This is a genomic window from Streptomyces malaysiense (genome assembly GCF_000980885.2).
Taxonomy (GTDB): domain Bacteria; phylum Actinomycetota; class Actinomycetes; order Streptomycetales; family Streptomycetaceae; genus Streptomyces; species Streptomyces malaysiense.
The window spans coordinates 1-1,244 of record NZ_LBDA02000078.1; the positions used below are offsets into that span (position 1 = coordinate 1).

The 1,244-nt window shown below is 68.0% G+C and carries 2 protein-coding genes; both read left to right on the top strand.

Annotation, left to right across the window (positions count from 1 at the left end; genetic code table 11):
• Window positions 1–300: transposase (locus tag VT52_RS28435; RefSeq protein ID WP_053055747.1), on the top strand; the 300-nt coding region annotated here is incomplete at its 5' end.
• Window positions 297–1,214 carry an IS3 family transposase gene (locus tag VT52_RS28440; protein WP_019065507.1) on the top strand — a complete coding sequence of 306 codons (918 nt, stop codon included), beginning with the start codon at window positions 297–299 and terminating at the stop codon, window positions 1,212–1,214. The genes VT52_RS28435 and VT52_RS28440, both read left to right, overlap by 4 nt.
• Window positions 1,215–1,244: the final 30 nt, after the last annotated feature.

The following is a 1,244-nucleotide window of genomic DNA, read 5'->3' on the forward strand; positions in this document are numbered from 1 at the left end:
CCCAGAAAGTACTCGCTGGAGTTGCGCGAGCGTGCGGTGCGGATGTACCGCGCCTCCGAGCCGAAGCCGCAGATCAAGAAGCTCGCCGTCGATCTTGGTGTGCATCCCGAGGCCCTGCGCGGCTGGATCCGACAGGCCGAGGCGGACGCCGGCGAGCGTGACGACCGGCTGACCACCGACGAACGCGCCGAGCTCGCCGCGCTGCGCAGGGAGAACGTCCAGCTCAAGCGGGCGAACGAGGTCCTGCGGACGGCCTCGGCGTTTTTCGCGGCGCAGCTCGACCCGACCCGGCCCAGGTGACGGCGCTCGTTGACGAGCACCCGCATCTGGGGGTCGAGTGCGTACTCCGGGAACTTTCCATCGCCTCCTCGACGTACTACCGCTGGCGTCGTGCCGAGCGCGAGCCGTGCGAACGCGTGCGCCGGGACGCGGAACTGACCGAGCAGATCAAGGAGATCCACGCCGACTCGGGCGGGATCTACGGCTCGCCGCGCGTGCACGCCGTACTCAAGCGCGAGGGCGTCCATGTGGGCCGCAAGCGGGTCGAGCGCCTGATGCGCGAGGCCGACATCGCGGGCATCAGCCCACGTCGCAAGGGCTTCACGCGCCGGGATCCCAAGGCCACTCTGGCCCCGGACCTGGTCCAGCGCGACTTCACCGCGAGTGCGCCGAACCGGCTGTGGGTCACCGATCTGACGATGATCGCGACCGGCGAGGGCCCGTTGTGGCTGTCCGCGATCCGGGATGCGTTCTCCCGCCGGGTGGTGGCCTGGGAGACCTCCGCCCGCGCGGACGCCGACCTGGTGCTGTCCACGCTCGAGTACGCCCTCGCGTCCCGCGAGGTCGAGCCCGGACAGCTCATCCATCACGCGGATCACGGCTGTCAATATACGTCGATCAAACTCACAACTCGCCTACTGCGAGCGGGAGTTCAGGCATCCATGGGCTCGGTCGGAGACTCGTACGACAACGCTCTCGCGGAGAACCTGTGGATGATCACCAAGACGGAGTGCATCCGCGGCCGCGTCTTCGCCACCCGGGCCGAGGCGAACCTGGCGCTGTTCGAGTACATCGATGGGTTCTACAACTCCCGGCGCATCCAGAAACGGCTCGGCTACCTCAGCCCGATCGAGTTCGAGGAGAAGCACTACGCCGACCGGGCAACGGCCGAACGAACGAACCTGAAACCCCGTCACCCCCTCCTGACCAGCTGATCAGCACTTCCCGCACGCCGGGGGAACCTC